Source organism: Delftia sp. K82 (assembly GCF_002193035.1).
Taxonomy (GTDB): Bacteria; Pseudomonadota; Gammaproteobacteria; order Burkholderiales; family Burkholderiaceae_C; genus Comamonas; species Comamonas acidovorans.
The window spans coordinates 3,017,534-3,031,951 of the sequence record NZ_MYFL01000001.1; the positions used below are offsets into that span (position 1 = coordinate 3,017,534).

General features: G+C 67.6%; 10 protein-coding genes. 8 read left to right on the plus strand and 2 right to left on the minus strand.

The features are described from left to right. Positions 1-90 precede the first annotated feature (90 nt). The 8 genes from KDK82_RS13260 to aspA all read left to right on the plus strand — a co-directional run bounded on the left by KDK82_RS13260 (position 91) and on the right by aspA (position 11,907). Entirely contained in the window at positions 91-963 is an 873-nt protein-coding gene (locus KDK82_RS13260) for a carbon-nitrogen hydrolase family protein (RefSeq protein ID WP_088165159.1), read from the plus strand. Positions 964-1,054: 91 nt separating this feature from the next. Then, positions 1,055-3,958 (plus strand): aminotransferase class I/II-fold pyridoxal phosphate-dependent enzyme, encoded by a 2,904-nt coding sequence (locus KDK82_RS13265; protein ID WP_088165160.1) that lies wholly within the window; start codon positions 1,055-1,057, stop codon positions 3,956-3,958. Then, entirely contained in the window at positions 3,955-5,412 is a 1,458-nt protein-coding gene (locus KDK82_RS13270; protein ID WP_013802977.1) for a biotin carboxylase, read from the plus strand. The genes KDK82_RS13265 and KDK82_RS13270 overlap by 4 nt, the downstream gene beginning before the upstream one ends. A 22-nt stretch (positions 5,413-5,434) precedes the next feature. After that, complete coding sequence (locus tag KDK82_RS13275; RefSeq protein ID WP_256974478.1) at positions 5,435-6,433, plus strand: C45 family autoproteolytic acyltransferase/hydolase; 999 nt, start codon at positions 5,435-5,437, stop codon at positions 6,431-6,433. 132 nt (positions 6,434-6,565) lie between these two features. Beyond that, the gene (locus KDK82_RS13280; protein WP_088165525.1) at positions 6,566-7,882 is read left to right on the plus strand and encodes a dicarboxylate/amino acid:cation symporter; all 1,317 of its coding nucleotides are present in this window, start codon (positions 6,566-6,568) and stop codon (positions 7,880-7,882) included. Between the two features lie 21 nt (positions 7,883-7,903). Further along, the gene (locus KDK82_RS13285) at positions 7,904-8,923 is read left to right on the plus strand and encodes an amino acid ABC transporter substrate-binding protein (RefSeq protein WP_088165162.1); all 1,020 of its coding nucleotides are present in this window, start codon (positions 7,904-7,906) and stop codon (positions 8,921-8,923) included. Between the two features lie 120 nt (positions 8,924-9,043). Further along, on the plus strand, positions 9,044-10,474 hold the full coding sequence (locus KDK82_RS13290; protein WP_179217903.1) for an amino acid permease: 1,431 nt from the start codon (positions 9,044-9,046) through the stop codon (positions 10,472-10,474). Between the two features lie 14 nt (positions 10,475-10,488). Further along, a complete protein-coding gene (gene aspA / locus KDK82_RS13295; RefSeq protein WP_088165164.1) occupies positions 10,489-11,907 on the plus strand; it encodes an aspartate ammonia-lyase in 1,419 nt (472 codons plus the stop codon). A 10-nt stretch (positions 11,908-11,917) separates the two neighbouring features. Here aspA and KDK82_RS13300 read toward each other — a convergent pair whose 3' ends face one another. Further along, positions 11,918-13,090 (minus strand): MFS transporter, encoded by a 1,173-nt coding sequence (locus KDK82_RS13300; RefSeq protein ID WP_088165165.1) that lies wholly within the window; start codon positions 13,088-13,090, stop codon positions 11,918-11,920. After that, the gene (locus KDK82_RS13305; protein ID WP_088165166.1) at positions 13,087-14,337 is read right to left on the minus strand and encodes a serine hydrolase; all 1,251 of its coding nucleotides are present in this window, start codon (positions 14,335-14,337) and stop codon (positions 13,087-13,089) included. Before KDK82_RS13305 ends, KDK82_RS13300 begins: the two co-directional genes overlap by 4 nt. Positions 14,338-14,418: the final 81 nt, after the last annotated feature.

Sequence of the window (14,418 nt, forward strand, 5' to 3'; positions counted from 1 at the left end):
GCCCCTCAGTCAGCCTATGTCCTTGAAGTTGAATGCTTTTCATTGCGGCATCCTGCCGGCCCGGCAAGCCGCCTGCCAGGAGGTGCAGCCATGAGCACGGCCACCACCTTCGGCATTGCCGGCGTCCAGATGGAGGTTTGCGCCTTCGACAGCAACCTGGAACGCATGGCCGGTTACCTGCGCCACATCCGCTCGCGTTTTCCCTGGGTCCGCATGGTGCTGTTCTCCGAGCTGGCGGCGCTGGGCCCCAAGCACGACAGGGCCGAGCCGCTGCCCGGCCCCACCGAGGACCGGCTGTGCGGGCTGGCCCGGGAAACCGGCCTGTGGCTGATTCCCGGCTCGCTGTTCGAGAGCGTGGCCGGCCCCGAGGGCACCGTGGTCTACAACACCACGCCCGTCATCAACCCGCAGGGCGAGGTCGTCACGCGTTTTCGCAAGCTCTTCCCCTTCAGGCCCTATGAGCGCGATGTGGCCGGCGGCACCGGTTTTTGCGTGTTCGACGTGCCTGGAGCGGGCCGTTTCGGCGTGTCCATCTGCTACGACATGTGGTTTCCGGAAACCACGCGCACGCTGGTGGCCATGGGCGCCGAGGTGATCCTGCACCCCACCATGACGGACACCATCGACCGCGATGTGGAGCTGTGCATCGCACGCACCTCGGCCGTCACCAACCAGGTCTATTTCTTCGATGTGAACGGCGTGGGCGACGGCGGCGTGGGCCGCTCCATCATCGTGGACCCCTCGGGCTACGTGCTCCACCAGGCCGACAGCGGCGCCCAGATCATGCCCATCGAGGTCGACTTCGCCCGGCTGCGGCACGAGCGCGAACACGGCCTGCGCAGCAACCTGGGCCAGCCGCTCAAGAGCTTCCGCGACCGCGACTGCGATTTCACCGTCTACCGCAAGGACGGCACCGACTTCCCCTACCTGCACAGCCTGGGAGCACTGGACAAGCCCCAATGACCTGACACGCCCCTTTTCCCAGCGATCGACATCACGAGCACCACAAAGCCGCAAGCCACCGGGCGATGCGGCAAAAAACCAGGAGACAACGATGACATCCCGCCCCCCGAGCGAAACGCGCGCCCGTGCCTCCCTCAGCCGCCACCGCAGCGTCTGGGAAATGCGTGCCGATGGCTGGATCAGCCTGGTGGACGATCTCAGCCGGCTGGCCATCCTGGCGCCCGAGCACCCCGAGCGTGCCAGCCGCCTGGCCCATGTGCAGACCATCATCGACGCGATGGCCCCGGTCGAAAGCTACTGGGCCTTTCCCGGGGGCCGGGTCTTCGGCGAGCTGTGCCAGTGGATAGAGCGCGAGGAGCTGGCACGCGCTCACCAGGCGGCGCGGCGCATCCACCGCGTGCTGGCTGCGCGCACCTACCGCCATGACGCCAACACGCTGGACAACGACAACGAGCTGCCCTCGCAGATAGAGACCGACAGCGAGCGCCAGGCACAGCTGACGCGGCCTTACTTCGAGGTGCTGATCGTCGACGAGATGTCGGCCAGCGAGGAAGACGCGCTGCGCCGCCGCGTGCAGCGCAAGCGCAGCGCCGACGATGATTTCGTGTTCGACATCGTGGTGGTGCCCAGCTTCGAGGACGCGCTGATCGCCACCCTGGTCAACTTCAACCTGCAGGCCGTGGTGATACGCCATGGCTTTCCATTCCGCTCGGTCAACAGGAACGGCATGCTGCGCCGCTTCCTGGAAGGCATGGACGACAACAGCGAGGCCATGCCCGAGTTCGAGCGGGGCCCGCTGCTGGGCCGCCAGATCGCGCAGCTGCGTCCCGAGCTGGACCTGTACCTGGTCACCGATGTCAGCGTCGAGGAGATCGCCGCGCGCGTGGGCGAGGTCTTCAAGCGCATCTTCTTCGGCGAGGAAGACCACATCGAGCTGTACAGCGCCATCATGAAAGGCGTGGGCGAGCGCCACAGGACGCCCTTCTTCCACGCGCTGCGCGACTACGCCAAGCAGCCCACGGGCGTATTCCATGCGCTGCCGCTGGCGCGCGGCAAGTCCATCATGAACAGCAACTGGATCGGGGACCTGGCCCAGTTCTACGGCATGAACCTGTTCATGGCCGAGACCTCGGCCACCTCGGGCGGGCTGGACTCGCTGCTGGACCCCGTGGGCCCGCTCAAGCTGGCCCAGGAGTACGCGGCCCGCGCCTTCGGCGCCAGGCGCACCTACTTCGCCACCAATGGCACCTCCACCTGCAACAAGATCGTGGTGCAGGCCCTGGTGCGGCCCGACGACATCGTGCTGGTGGACCGCAACTGCCACAAGTCCCACCACTACGGCCTGGTGCTGGCCGGCGCCCAGGTGGCCTACCTGGACTCCTATCCGCTGGACCAGTACTCCATGTACGGCGCCGTGCCGCTGCGCCACATCAAGGAGACCCTGCTGGGCTTTCGGCGCGCGGGCACGCTGGAGCGCGTGCGCATGGTGCTGCTGACCAACTGCACCTTCGACGGCATCGTCTACGACGTGGAGCGCGTGATGACGGAATGCCTGGCCATCAAGCCCGACCTGGTCTTCCTCTGGGACGAGGCCTGGTTCGCCTTCGCGCGCTGCCATCCCATCTACCGCCCGCGCACGGCCATGGCCAGCGCCGCCAAGCTGTGCGAGACCTTCAAGGACCCGGCCTACGCCAGGCGCCACGCGGAGTTCGCCGCCAGCATCGACTGGGAGGACGAGCAGCAGTTGCTGGACACCCGGCTGATCCCCGACCCCGCCAAGGCCCGCATCCGGGTCTACGCCACGCATTCCACGCACAAGACGCTGACGGCGCTGCGCCAGGGCTCGATGATCCATATCTGGGACCAGGACTTCAAGGACAAGGCCGAGGAGTCCTTCCACGAGGCGTACATGACGCACACCTCGACCTCGCCCAACTACCAGATCCTCGCCTCGCTGGACGTGGGCCGCCGCCAGGTGGAACTGGAGGGCTACGAGCTGATCCAGCGCCAGCTGGAGCTGGCCATGAGCCTGCGCGAGCAGGTGCTGCACCACCCACTGCTCAAACGCTACTTCCGCTTCCTGCGCATCGGCGACCTGGTGCCGCTGGCCTACCGCGAGTCGGGCGTGGACAACTACTACAACGACGAGACGGGCTGGGACAACCTGGAGGTGGCATGGCGCAGCGACGAGTTCGTGCTCGACCCCAGCCGCGCCACCCTGGTCATCGGCACCACGGGCATGGACGGCGACACCTTCAAGAACAAGGAGTTGATGGACAGGTACGGCATCCAGATCAACAAGACCTCGCGCAACACCGTGCTGTTCATGACCAACATCGGCAGCACGCGCTCGGCCATCGCCTACCTGATCGAGGTGCTGATCAAGATTGCCCGCGACGTGGACGCCCGCGTGGCCGACCTGAGCGCCATCGAGCGGCGCATCCATGAAAGGCGCGTGCGCTCGCTCACGCTGGAGCAGCCGCCGCTGCCCAATTTCTCCAGCTTTCACTTCGCCTTCCGGGGCCGCAGCGTCGAAGGCCGCGCAGGCACGCGCGACGGCGACATCCGCAGCGCCTTCTTCCTCTCGTACGACGACACCAACTGCGAATACATCGACATGGCAGAGGCCGCGCGCGCCATTGCCGAGGGGCGCGAGCTGGTGTCCGCGCTCTTCGTCATCCCCTACCCGCCGGGCTTTCCCATCCTCGTGCCCGGGCAGGTGATCAGCGCCGAGATCCTGCAGTTCATGGCCGCGCTCGATGTGCGCGAGATCCACGGCTTCCGGCCCGAACTGGGCTTTCGCATCTTCAGCCGGGCCGCGCTGGACCGCGCCGCCCAGGCCACGGCCGCGCGCGCCGCGCTGGCGCTGTCGGGCCGCGCGGCGCAGCCGCAGGCGGGCGACGAAGGCCTGGGCCTGGTCCGACCCGAGCCCGAACCTGAACTGATCACGCTTTCCCCCACCCCGAAGAAGACCACGACGAGGAGCAAGAAGTGAACAACAAAGTCAAAAGCGTTGCCGATCTGCTGCTGATGTTCCACCGCAACGAGCGGCCCATCTACTTCATCAGCGCCACCAACTTCAACCTGCTGGGCATGGACCGCTGGGTCAACCGCTTCCGCTACATCAACTACATCGACTGCTTCGACGGCCGCCACCCCAACGCCTTCGTGCCGCAGGAGCTGCCGCACGAGCCCTTCGAGTCCATCGAGGACATCAACAACTACCTGCTGCAGCACAAGGACGTGGTGGACCTGATCGAGCGGCGCGGCGGCAAGCCGGTCGCCACCTTCCTGATGTTCGACGAGAAGACCGAGGCCCTGGCCCGGGAGCTGGGCATGGAGGTCTGGTTTCCGCCAGCCGCGCTGCGCCAGCGCTGCGACAACAAGATGGAGACCGTGCGCATAGGCAACAAGGCCGGCGTGTACTCGGTGCCCAACGCGCTGGAGAAGGTGGACAGCTACGAGCACCTGATGCAGATCGCCGAACGCCACGGCCTGGGCAAGGACTTGGTGGTGCAGTCGGCCTTCGGCGACTCGGGCCACACCACCTTCTTCATCGCCTCGCGCGAGGACTTCGACAAGCACAAGGACGAGATCGTCAACGACCCCGAGGTCAAGATCATGAAGCGCATCAACTGCCGCGGCGCCACGCTGGAGGCCTGCGCCACCCAGTCGGGCACCCTGGTCGGGCCGCTGCTGACCGAGGTGGTGGGCGCGCGCGAACTCACGCCCTACAAGGGCGGCTGGTGCGGCAACGAGGTGTTCCCGGGCGCCTTCTCCGAGGAGGTGCGCGCCAGGGCGCGCGACATGGCCGAGCGCTTCGGCAACCAGTTGCTGGCCGAGGGCTACCGCGGCTACTTCGACCTGGACTTCCTGATCGACACCGACACCGGCGAGGTCTACCTGGGCGAGCTGAACCCGCGCATCTGCGGCGCCAGCCCCATGACCAACCATGCCGCCTTCGCCTACGCCGATGCGCCGCTGTTCCTGTTCCACCTGCTCGAATTCTCGGGCGTGCCGTTCGACCTGAACGTCAAGGAGATCAACGAGCGCTGGGCGCAGCCGCATTTCATCGACTCCTGGTCTCAGGTGGTGCTCAAGTTCAACGAGGACCGCATCGACCAGGTCACGCATGCTCCGGCCACCGGCATCTACCGCATGGGCGAGGACGGCAGCGTCGCCTACCAGCGCTTCGACTACAACCGCAAGGCCATAGACACCGAGCGCGAGGCCTTCTTCCTGCGCATCACCGGCCCCGGCGACTACCGCTACGAGGGCGCCGACCTGGGCATCCTGATCACGCGCGGCCGCTCGATGGACGACAACTTCAAGCTCAACATCCGGGCGCGCGACTGGATACGCGGCATCAAGAACTACTACGCAGGCAAGCCCATCCTGGCCACCCAGCCCGGCGCAGCGCCGGCGCCAGGCTCGTTCAAGATCCTCTGAAGGCACTCCCATGCCCTTGTCCATGCCTTCCCGCATCCGCTTCCAGGCCATCGCCGAAGACCAGCCCGGCAGGAAATGGCAGGCCCTGTGCGAGCAGGCCTGGCCCTACTACCGGGCCTGGTTCCTGCGCCAGGGCGCTGTGGCACGTGCCGGCTTCCTGGAGTGCCGCCGCGCCCTGCGCCAGCACATGCCGGAACTGGTGCCCACCTGGGAGCGGCTGGTGGAACTGGCCGGCGGCGGCGACATCGAGGCGCGCTTCCTGTCGCTGTGGTGCCCGCCGCCCTACATCACCGGCTGCTCCCAGGCAGTCTGGCTCGATGCGGTGGGCCAGCAGGAACCCATGCTGCTGCGCAACTACGACTTCGCGCCCGCGCTGCTGGAGGGCCACTGGCTGGCCACGCGCTGGAGCGGGCAGCGCGTGGCCGCCATGGGCGACTGCCTGTGGGGCGCACTGGACGGCATGAACGAGTCGGGCCTGGCCGCCTCGCTGTCCTTTGGCGGCCGCACGGCCCATGGCGACGGCTTCGGCATTCCGCTGGTGCTGCGCTATGTGCTGGAGATTGCGCAGGACACCGCATCGGCCGTGGCCATCCTGCAGCGCGTGCCCGTGCACATGTGCTACAGCGTCACGCTGCTGGACGCCCGGGGCGAATGGGCCACGGTGTTCCTGAACCCCGACCGCCCCGTGGAAGTGACCCGGCGCCGGGCCGTGACCAACTTCCAGCACACGGTGGAGTGGCCCGAGCATGCACGCGCCACCAGCGCCTGCGAGCGGCTGGCCGCCCTGCAGCAGCAGATCGACGCCGGCACGCCGGCCCGTGACGCCCAGGCCGCGCTGCTGCGCGAGCCCCTGTACCAGCCCGCCTGGCGGCGCGGATACGGAACGCTGTACACGGCCGCCTATGCGCCAGGAGCAGGCCGCATCGAGCTGTCGTGGCCGGGCCAGACCTGGCTCCAGAGCCTGCACGCCTTCGAGGAAGGCCAGCGCGAAATCGCCTACCCGGGCCAGCGCCCGCCGTGAGCGGACCCCGCGCGCCAGGCCCCTGCATGCGCCGGCGCAGGTCCAGCCTCTTGCCTCTTGCCTCTTGCCTCTTGCCTCTTGCCTCTTGCCTCTTGCCACACATACACGACGACTACCAAAGGAGACATGGAAATGACAAGAAGACTTCCGCCCGCCATCTGGATTCTGGTTGCCATGGTGCTGGGCATCGTGATCGGCTACATGGTGTTCATCAACTTTCCCGACAAGAAGGCGGCCGCGCAGATCGCGGGCTACATCTCCATCATGTCGGACGTGTTCCTGCGGCTGATCAAGATGCTGATCGGCCCGCTGGTGTTCTCCACGCTGGTGGTGGGCATCGCGCACATGGGCGACGCGGCCTCGGTGGGCCGGGTGTTCCTCAAGGCCATGGGCTGGTTCGTCACCGCCTCGCTGGTGTCGCTGGTCATGGGCCTGGTCCTGGCCAACGTGCTGCAGCCGGGCCACAACCTGGGGCTGCCGCTGCCGGACATCGGCGCTTCGGCCAACCTCGCCACCGCCAAATTCACGCTCAAGGACTTCGTCAGCCACCTGGTGCCCAAGTCCTTTGCCGAGGCCATGGCCAACAACGAGATCCTGCAGATCGTGGTGTTCTCCATGTTCTTCGGCGTGGCCCTGGCCGCGCTCGGTGAAAAGGGCAGGACGCTGGTGGCCGCCATCGACGAGCTGTCCCACGTCATGCTCAAGATCACCGGCTATGTGATGAAGCTCGCGCCGCTGGCCGTGCTGGCGGCCATGGCGGCCACCGTGTCGGTCAACGGCCTGGAGATCCTGCTGAAGTTTGCCGTTTTCATGGGGGACTTCTACCTGGGCCTGTTTCTGCTGTGGGGAGTGCTGGTGATCGCCGGTTTCCTGTTCCTGGGCCCGCGCATCTTCAGGCTGCTGGTGCTGATCAAGGAGGCCTTCATGCTCTCGTTCGCCACCGCCAGCTCCGAGGCCGCCTACCCCAAGATCCTGGACGCGCTGGACCGCTTCGGCGTCAAGCGCAAGATCTCCAGCTTCGTGATGCCCATGGGCTACTCGTTCAACCTCGACGGCTCCATGATGTACTGCACCTTCGCCGTGCTGTTCATCGCCCAGGCCTACGACATCCACCTGTCGCTGGGCACGCAGATCACCATGCTGCTGATCCTGATGCTGACCTCCAAGGGCATGGCCGGCGTGCCGCGCGCCTCGCTGGTGGTGATCGCCGCCACGCTCAACCAGTTCAACATCCCCGAGGCCGGCCTGCTGCTCATCCTGGGCGTGGACACCTTCCTGGACATGGGCCGCTCGGCCACCAACGCCGTGGGCAATTCCATCGCCACCGCCGTCGTCGCCAAGTGGGAGGGTGACCTGCTGCCCGAGACCGAAGCCGCCGCCAACGCCGCACGGCTGGATTCGGAGGCCAGGGCCGCGCTGGCCCATCCCGCCTCCCCGGCCCATTCCTGACAACCCGCACAAGGAAACGCCATGAAACCCGAACCCAGATCACGGCCCGGGCAGCCATGGGCGCTGCGGGCACCGGCGCGGGTGGCAGCGGCAGCGGGCGTGGCGGCCCTTGCGCTGCTGGCCGCCACGGCCGGCGCGCAGGAAGCCGACACGCCAGAGCGCACCGCCGCCAGCCGCGCGCCCGCCACGCTCAGCGGCACGCTGGCCAAGGTGCGCGCCAGCGGCTCCATTGCGCTGGGCTACCGCCAGGCCTCGGTGCCGTTTTCCTACCTGAACGCGCGCAACGAGCCCATCGGCTACTCCATCGAGCTGTGCAAGGCGCTGGTGACCAGCATCGAGGATGCGGTCAACAGGAGCCTGGCCATCCGCTGGGTGCCCGTCACGGCCGACAACCGCGTGGACGCCGTGGCCAGCGGCCAGGTGGACCTGGAATGCGGCTCCACCACCAGCAACCTGGAGCGCCAAAAGCGCGTGGCCTTCTCGCCCATCATGTTCGTGGCCGGCACCAAGGTCATGGTCCGGCAGGACACGCAGATCCGCTCCTTGCGCGACCTGGCCAGCAAGAAGGTGGCGGTGACGGCCGGCACCACCAATGAAAAAGCCATGCGCGACCTGGACAGGAAATTTCACCTGGGCATGCAGCTGCAGGTGGTGCCCGACCACTCCCAGGGCTTTGCCCAGGTGGCCGGCGGCCAGTCCGACGCCTTCGCCACCGACGACGTGCTGCTGTACGGCCTGATCGCGGAGAACGCCGGCAAGGCGGAGGGCAACGGCGGCACGGGCGCGAGCCAGGGCGCCAGGCTCCAGGTGGTGGGCGACTACCTCTCCTACGACCCCTACGCCATCATGTTCCGCAAGGACGACCCCCAGCTGGCCCAGGTGGTGAGGAGCAGCTTCCAGGCGCTGGCCGAGGACGGCGAGATCGAGCGCCAGTACAGGCGCTGGTTCCTGCGCCGCCTGCCCTCGGGCACCAGCCTGGACCTGCCAATGAGCGCCCAGTTGCAGACCCTCATCGAGACCATGGCCGTCCAACCCCGTTGAGGCAGTTGCTGCCTGCACCCATTGCGCGCCGGATGGCGCCTCGCCCGGCCTTGCTCTGCGCACGGCATGCAGCACGCGGGTCGCGCCCACTTTGCAACAGCAAACACAAGGAGACATGAAATGAGTCAGCAACTCGAAGGTGGGCTGAAGCCGCGGCACCTCACCATGCTATCCATTGCGGGGGTGATCGGCGGTGCGCTGTTCGTCGGCTCCGGCAAGGTGATTGCCAGTGCCGGCCCCGCAGCCATCCTGGCGTACATGGGCGGGGGCATCCTGGTGGTGCTGGTCATGCGCATGCTGGGCGAGATGGCCGTGGCGCAGCCTGACAGCGGCTCGTTCTCCACCTACGCAGACCGCGCCATCGGGCGCTGGGCCGGCTTCACGATCGGCTGGCTGTACTGGTGCTTCTGGACACTGCTGATGGGCTGGGAGGCCTATGTGGCCGGGGCCATCCTCAACGCCTGGATGCCGGCCGTTCCCATCTGGGGCTACATGCTGGTGGTGGTCTTCGGCCTGATGGCCGTCAACTTCTTGCCGGTGCACAACTATGGCGAGTTCGAGTTCTGGTTCGCTCTGATCAAGGTCGTGGCCATTGTGCTGTTCATCGCCATCGGAGCGCTGGCCATCGCCAGGCTCTGGCCTGCGGGCGATGTCGCAGGCATGGCGTACCTGACCAGCAAGGGCTTCATGCCCAACGGCCCCGGCGCCGTGGTGGTGGCGCTGCTGGGCGCGATGTTCGCCTTCATCGGGGCCGAGATCGTCACCGTGGCGGCGGCCGAATCCCAGGACCCGGGCAAGGAAATCGTGCGGACCACCCGGTCCGTGGTCTGGCGCATTTCGCTGTTCTACGTGGGCTCCATCTTCATCGTGGTCTGCCTGATTCCGTACGACACCCCGGGCCTGATCCTCTCCACCGAAGGCACCTATGCCGTCGCGCTCAAGCACCTGGGCATTCCCTTCGCCGGCCAGATCGTCAACTTCGTGGTGCTGACTTCCGTGTGCAGTTGCTTCAACTCGGCGCTCTACACCTCCAGCCGCATGCTGTTCTCGCTGGCGCGCCGCGGCGACGCCCCCCGCGTGTTCACGACCCTGGGCCGCGGCACCAGCGCGCCCTACATGGCCGTCATCGCCTCCAGCGCCCTGGCCCTGCTGACGGTCGCCCTCACCGCCACCGGCCAGATGGACGTGTTCGATGTGCTCATGGCCGCGACCGGCTCCATCGCGCTGCTGGTGTACCTGTGCATCGCCGTGTCGCAGTTGCACATGCGCCGCAAGCTCGAAGCCAGCGGCACGCCCATCCGCCTGAAGATGTGGTGCTTCCCGGCGCTGACCTACGCCACCATCTTCTTCATCGTCGCCTCCATGGTGGTCATGGTGGCCGAGGGCACCTACCGCAAGGAAGTGCTCTACACCAGCGTGCTGGGCGGTGCATTGGTCGCCCTGGGCATGCTGGCGCAAAAGCTCCACTGGGGCCGCCCGAAGCCCGGCCGCGTGGAGCAGGAGCAGGCCGTTCAGGAAGGCCTGGGTCCGTTGATCGTCAAGTCCGAATAACTGGAGACACAAGCATGAGCACCGATCCATCCGTCCGCATTGAACACGACCTGCTCGGGGACCGCGAGGTTCCCGCCGACGCCTACTACGGCGTGCACACCCTGCGCGCCCGGGAGAACTTCGGCATCACCGGCACGCCCATCTCCATCTACCCCGAACTGATCCGCGCCCTGGCCAGCATCAAGCAGGCGGCGGCGCTGACCAACCATGAACTGGGCCTGCTGGACCAGCGGCGCTGCGATGCCATCGTGAGCGCCTGCCAGGAGGTGCAGGGCGGACGGCTGCACGAGCAGTTCGTGGTGGACGTGATCCAGGGCGGCGCCGGCACCTCGACCAACATGAACGCCAACGAGGTCATCGCCAACCGCGCGCTGGAGCTGCTGGGCCACCACAAGGGCGAGTACCGGTACCTGCATCCCAACGAGCAGGTGAACATCGGCCAGAGCACCAACGACGTCTACCCCACCGCGCTCAAGATCGCCACCTGGTTCGGCATCCACGGGCTGATCGACGCCATGGACACGCTGCGCCTGGCCTTCGCGCAAAAGGCCGAGGAGTTCCGGGATGTGCTGAAAATGGGCCGCACCCAGCTGCAGGATGCCGTGCCCATGACGCTGGGCCAGGAATTCAGCACCTATGCCGTGATGATCGAAGAGGACCAGGCGCGGCTGCGCGAGGCCGTGCTGCTGATCTGCGAGATCAACATGGGCGCCACCGCCATAGGCACCGGCATCACCGCCCATCCCGACTACGCGCCCCTGGTGCTCAAGCACCTGCAGGAGATCACCGGCATTGCGCTGCAGACCGCGCCCAACCTGATCGAGGCCACCCAGGACTGCGGCGCCTTCGTGCAGCTGTCGGGCGTGCTCAAGCGCGTGGCCGTCAAGCTGTCCAAGACCTGCAACGACCTGCGGCTGCTGTCCAGCGGCCCGCGTGCAGGCTTGGGCGAGATCAACCTGCCGGCCATGCAGGCGGGATCGAGCATCATGCCGGGCAAGGTCAACCCCGTGATCCCCGAGGTGGTGAACCAGATCGCCTTCGAGGTCATCGGCAACGACATCACCGTCAGCTTCGCGGCCGAGGCCGGGCAGCTGCAGCTCAATGCCTTCGAGCCCATCATCGCCCACAGCATCTTCAAAAGCGTGAGCCACCTGCGCAACGGCTGCCTGACACTGGCCGAGCGCTGCGTGCAGGGCATCACCGCCAACCGCGAACACCTGCGCGCGGCGGTGGAGAACTCCATCGGCATCGTGACCGCGCTCAACCCCTACATCGGCTACGCCAACGCCACTTCCGTGGCCCAGCAAGCCCATGCCAGCGGCGGCAGCGTCTACGACATCGTGCTGGCCCGGGGCCTGCTGAGCAAAACGCAGCTGGACACCATCCTGCGGCCCGAGATCCTCACGCGGCCCTCGGCACTGAAACTCGGATGACCGGTCTGCCCTACCTGCACACCGCAGGAAACCCATGCCGCCTGGCCGCCCACACCACGGCCAGCGATGCGCCCAGCAGCGCCAGCAGCACGGGCGTGAAGGCGCCCACGCCCATGCGCGCCAGCAGCAGGCCGCCCACGATGCCGCCGCCGGCAATCGCCATGTTCCAGGCCGTGACCAGCATGGACTGCGCCACGTCGGCGGCCTCGCCCGCCGTGTGGGCAATGGCGGTCTGCAGCAGCGTGGCGGCACCGCCAAAGGCCAGGCCCCAGACGGCCACCGCCGCATACACCAGGGCCGGCGCATCTGCGGCCACGCCCAGCATCAGCGTGGACAAGGCGAACAGCGCAATGCTGGCCAGCGTGAGCGCACGCAGGTGGCGGTCGATCAGCACGCCGGTGATCCAGATGCCCAGCACGGAGGTGGCGCCGAACACCAGCAGCACCAGGTCCGTGCGCGCGGCCATGCCCGCCACCGCCAGGAAGGGCGCGATGTAGGTGTAGAGAATGTTGTGCGCCAGCACGAAGGCCAGCACCACGAACAGCACGGGGCGCACGCCCGCCAGGGTGAACACGCGCCGCAGCGGCAGGTGGCTGCCTGCCGCTTGCCCCGCAAAGTCGGGCAGGCGGGCGCGCACCCAGACCATGAGCGCCAGCGCCAGCACGCTCATGAGGCCGAAGCACAGCCGCCAGCCCACCCACTGGCCCAGCACGGTGCCGGCCGGCACACCCAGCGACAGCGCCAGCGGCGTGCCCACCATGGCAATGGCGATGGCGCGGCCCTTGAGATGGCCGGGCACCATGCGTGCCGCGTAGCCGGCCAGCAGCGCCCAAAGCAGCCCGGCCGAGACCCCCGCCAGAAAGCGCGCCACCAGGGTCAGCGCAAAGTGCGTGGACAAGGCCGTGACCGTGTTGGCGACGACAAAGCCCGCGATCGCCGCCAGCAGCAGGGGGCGGCGGCGCATGCCCTGCGTGGCGGCCGTCAGCGGTATGGCGGCCACCAGGGAGCCTATGGCGTAGAGGGTGACGGTCTGGCCTACCCAGGCCTCGGTCACGGCCAGGCCCTGGGCCATCTGCGGCAGCAGGCCCGCCGGCAGCGCCTCGGTCAATATGGTGATGAAGGCTGCCATGGCCAGCGCCAGCAGGGAGGCAACGGGCAGGCGGTCCTGGCTTGCTCCGTTCATTGCAGCTCTCCCGAAACCCCGTGGACCTCACAAACCCCGTAGACCGCGTCGCGCAAATCGTTGACGAAGCGCCCCGACATGCCCTCGTACAAGGTGTTGGTGAAGGCCACGACACTGAGCTCCTGCGCCCGGTCCACGAACCAGGAATGCCCGTAGGCCCCGCCCCAGCGCCAGGTGCCCACCGACTCCGGCGATGCCGCCTGCGACGCATCGCGCAGCACGGAAAAGCCCAGGCCAAAGCCGAAGCCCGGCGCATTGGGCAGGGCCAGCCCGCCGGTCTGGTCCCGCGCCATCTCGGCGATCAGGGCGTCGGGCAGCAGGGTGTTGCCGCCCTGGCGCAGGGCTTCCAGCAGCCGCAGGAAATCGCCCGCCGTCCCCGCCATGCCGGCGCCGCCGGAGGCAAAGGCCTGCGTGTCAAAGATGCGCGAAGGGCTGAAGGCAATGCCGATGCTCCCCTCGAAGGGCGACACGGTCTCGCCCTCGGCCAGCGGATGGGGCTGCGGCACATCGCTGACATAGGCCGTGGCCACGCGCTGCGCGGCCAGCGCATCGGTGACGGCAAAGCCGGTATCGGTCATGCCCAGCGGCCCGGTCACCAGCTCGCGCACGGCCTGGTCCAGCGGCCTGCCGTGCACCTGTTCAATGAGGGCGCCCAGCACATCGGTGGCCAGCGAGTAGCCCCAGGCCGTGCCCGGCGCGTACAGCAGCGGCACGCCGGCGATGCGCTCCAGGTTCTCTGCCAGGTCGATGGCCTGACGGTCCATGCCGTCCGATACGCCAGCGCGCGCATAGGGGCCTTGTGCATCGGCCTCGAAGAAGCGGTAGCCCAGCCCCGCCGTGTGGCTGAGAAGCTGCCGCACGGTGATGCGGGCGGGCCGGCCATCGGCCAGCCGGGGGCGGAACCGGGGCAGCCAGCGCTCCACCCCCTCGTCCAGCGCCAGCAGTCCCCGCGCCACCAGCACCAGAGCCGCCGCCGAAACAATGGGCTTGCTCGCCGAGGCCAGGCGAAACACCGCATCCACGGCCATGGGCAGCCCGCGCTCGCGGTCGGCCCAGCCCGCGGCCTGGCGGTGGACCAGCGCGCCGCCACGCGCCACCAGCACCACGGCGCCGACCAGGCGCTGCGCCTCAATCGCCTGCCGGATCACGGCCTGGATGCGGTCGGACAGGGGCGAGGACAACAGGGTCGCAGGCAGCGCAGCGGGTGCCGCAGGTGCTGAAGGCGCTGCAGAAAGGGCAATCGTCATGGGAATTCCCGGGATCAAATGAACAGGGTTCCGACGATAGAAAGCCCGCGATTAAAGAAAAAGTGGGGTAGATTTCCGGTT

Excerpts from the sequence above, each read along its gene's own strand:
- KDK82_RS13280 (WP_088165525.1), top strand. The coding sequence starts at position 6,566 with ATGACAAGAAGACTTCCGCCCGCCATCTGGATTCTGGTTGCCATGGTG.
- KDK82_RS13300 (WP_088165165.1), bottom strand. The coding sequence starts at position 13,090 with ATGAACGGAGCAAGCCAGGACCGCCTGCCCGTTGCCTCCCTGCTGGCG.
- KDK82_RS13275 (WP_256974478.1), top strand. The coding sequence starts at position 5,435 with ATGCCTTCCCGCATCCGCTTCCAGGCCATCGCCGAAGACCAGCCCGGC.
- aspA (WP_088165164.1), top strand. The coding sequence starts at position 10,489 with ATGAGCACCGATCCATCCGTCCGCATTGAACACGACCTGCTCGGGGAC.
- KDK82_RS13290 (WP_179217903.1), top strand. The coding sequence starts at position 9,044 with ATGAGTCAGCAACTCGAAGGTGGGCTGAAGCCGCGGCACCTCACCATG.
- KDK82_RS13285 (WP_088165162.1), top strand. The coding sequence starts at position 7,904 with ATGAAACCCGAACCCAGATCACGGCCCGGGCAGCCATGGGCGCTGCGG.
- KDK82_RS13260 (WP_088165159.1), top strand. The coding sequence starts at position 91 with ATGAGCACGGCCACCACCTTCGGCATTGCCGGCGTCCAGATGGAGGTT.
- KDK82_RS13305 (WP_088165166.1), bottom strand. The coding sequence starts at position 14,337 with ATGACGATTGCCCTTTCTGCAGCGCCTTCAGCACCTGCGGCACCCGCT.
- KDK82_RS13265 (WP_088165160.1), top strand. The coding sequence starts at position 1,055 with ATGACATCCCGCCCCCCGAGCGAAACGCGCGCCCGTGCCTCCCTCAGC.